Here is a 924-nt window from a genome sequence, read left to right on the forward strand (position 1 = left end):
AGCGCCGTTGTCGAAAGAAGGTGCGGCAGCTCTTTTCCAAGAATAGTAGGTCTGCTCGGATATGCCGGCCTGGCCGACCGCAATCTTGCTGGTCGCGCCGCCAGCGATCGATTTCTCGATCTGGGCAAGCTTCTGGGCGCGCTCCTTCTCGGAATATGTCTTGCGGGCCGTCTTCACTGCCACCGGAGCTTCAGCGGCCTGGGGCGCTGGCTTCGCCCCGTTCCTGCGGGCCGGCTTTGCGAGCTCTGCCTTCGCTTTCTTTGCTCGCGGGATTTTCTTCTTCGATTCAGGCACTTCCACTTTGGCTGGCGCTACTGTGGTCTGAACAGTTTGAGCGTCCTGAAAATCGGCCATAACATGCTCCGCTTGTGGTTTGTCTCCTTCTTCAGCATCAATGGCTCTTATACTGAAGTCAATAAGCTGGGAATTTGGGGGCTGAGCACGATCAGCCGGCTGCGTCATCTCCGTGACAATCTTGGACAGGTCACGATCGCCCCAGATCGAATGTCCTGGCTTTTGCTTGCCGCGCTTCTGTTTCACTTCCACGACAAATGGCCGGATCTGGCGCTTCATAGTCTGTTCCTTGATGTGGGGACGACTTGCAAGCCAAGTCGCTGTTCGTATTTGCGAGTATCCGACGCGAAGGTATCTGTCGCTCTCGCCGTGCTTTATCGGAGAAGCGACGCAACGAGCAAGCGATGTGTCATGGGCTTTGGGCGACAGGCTCAATCATCGGGGCAAAACATACCTACTGAGAGGTGATGGAGAGATCTTTAGAGCTGCATCCATACGCGCGATGCTCAGGTGTCTAGCCAGCGGCGCGCGATGACTGTGCACAATCCGGCTGGAGCGATTGCAATCCAAATTTTCTTGGGAACTAATCTTCCCATGGCGGCGGATGAGCTGGACGCGCTTGTTTTCGGG

General features: G+C 56.1%; 1 protein-coding gene. It reads right to left on the minus strand.

Going from position 1 to position 924, the window contains the following annotated elements:
• Window positions 1-573 (minus strand): transposase (locus NKI72_RS35210; protein ID WP_352852286.1); only part of this gene is annotated, 573 nt, incomplete at its 3' end.
• Window positions 574-924: the final 351 nt, after the last annotated feature.

This window comes from Mesorhizobium sp. M0437, from assembly GCF_040321335.1.
Classification (GTDB): domain Bacteria; phylum Pseudomonadota; class Alphaproteobacteria; order Rhizobiales; family Rhizobiaceae; genus Mesorhizobium.